The following is a 1,044-nucleotide window of genomic DNA, read 5'->3' as shown; positions in this document are numbered from 1 at the left end:
CTGTGCGAAAACGGAGTGCGGATACGTGCTGCAACCCGCGAACGATAGGCAAGCGGACCTTAGGCCAGATTGCGGCGAAGGTCCGCTCTCCGCCCTTCCTCCCAATCCGACTTGACTTCGCGCCGCGCGGAAGCGTCGGTGTGGTCATGCTCGATCCGTCTGACATCGATGTTTCTGAACGGTTCGCCCGGCTGACGGCTCTCTTCGAGGACGGAGCGGCCATCTCGTCGGAGGGGCAAAACGCGACAGCAACGGTGTCTAGGCTGACGCAGCAGTGCAAGTACCTCCGGAGCCTCCTGGCCGGGATTCTGTGCGAACTCACCTTTATCGAACGGCAGCTGATCGGGCACGAGGCACGAGACCAGGAATGACTGGACTTCGGTCGGCAACGGAGCGCTACTGCCCTTGCCGACGCACCCGACAGAGGGTGCGGTGATCTCCGCCCGGTCCGCCGGGCTCTGGTCAGTAGCAGGTCCAGGACGGTCCTGCGGCGATCAGACGGGAGATGCAGATGACCACCCAATCCAAAGCAACCGAGACGTCGGACGCCCCGAGTGCTTCCCGCTCCAAGGCGGCCGCGAGCAGCAAGCGCCCGGCGAGGACGACCAAGAAGGCGCAGCTTATCCGGATGCTGTCCCGGAAGGACGGCGTAGATGTCGCGACCATCAGTACCAAGCTCGGCTGGCAGCAGCACACGACACGGGCCGCGCTGACAGGGCTGCGGAAAGGCGGATACGAGATCACCGCCGAGAACCACGGGGACGGACGGGCGTCGCGGTACCGCATCGAAGCCCACCCGGCTTCGGATGCTGATTGATGCCGGATGACGCGATCACGGCACGTTGGGCGGAGCTCGATCGGATGGACCGGGCCGCCCTGCGGGTCGCCTGGCGGCAGGCTTTCGGTGACCCGCCCCCACCCTTCCTGTCGATGATATTCTTGCGCAAAGCGCTAGAGCGTTTTCCGATCAATCTGCATCGTATCCGCAGGCGGCGAAGTAGTTTTCGCATTCCTGGTGCGTGAAGCAGTCGATGAGTTCGCCGA

The 1,044-nt window shown here is 64.0% G+C and carries 2 protein-coding genes; both read left to right on the top strand.

Going from position 1 to position 1,044, the window contains the following annotated elements; all coding sequences use genetic code 11:
- The first annotated feature begins 146 nt into the window (after window positions 1–146).
- Window positions 147–371: a hypothetical protein gene (locus P1J78_RS24935; protein WP_275570069.1), complete on the top strand. Its 225-nt coding sequence runs from the start codon at window positions 147–149 to the stop codon at window positions 369–371.
- A 140-nt stretch (window positions 372–511) separates the two neighbouring features.
- Window positions 512–817 carry a DUF3489 domain-containing protein gene (locus P1J78_RS24930; RefSeq protein WP_275570068.1) on the top strand — a complete coding sequence of 102 codons (306 nt, stop codon included), beginning with the start codon at window positions 512–514 and terminating at the stop codon, window positions 815–817.
- Window positions 818–1,044: the final 227 nt, after the last annotated feature.

The organism is Psychromarinibacter sediminicola, from assembly GCF_029168335.1.
Lineage (GTDB): Bacteria > Pseudomonadota > Alphaproteobacteria > Rhodobacterales > Rhodobacteraceae > Psychromarinibacter > Psychromarinibacter sediminicola.
This window is presented reverse-complemented; position numbering and strand designations above follow the sequence as displayed.

What these genes read in the sequence shown, in the direction of transcription:
- P1J78_RS24935 (WP_275570069.1), top strand. Translation starts at nt 147, where the DNA reads ATGCTCGATCCGTCTGACATCGATGTTTCTGAACGGTTCGCCCGGCTG.
- P1J78_RS24930 (WP_275570068.1), top strand. Translation starts at nt 512, where the DNA reads ATGACCACCCAATCCAAAGCAACCGAGACGTCGGACGCCCCGAGTGCT.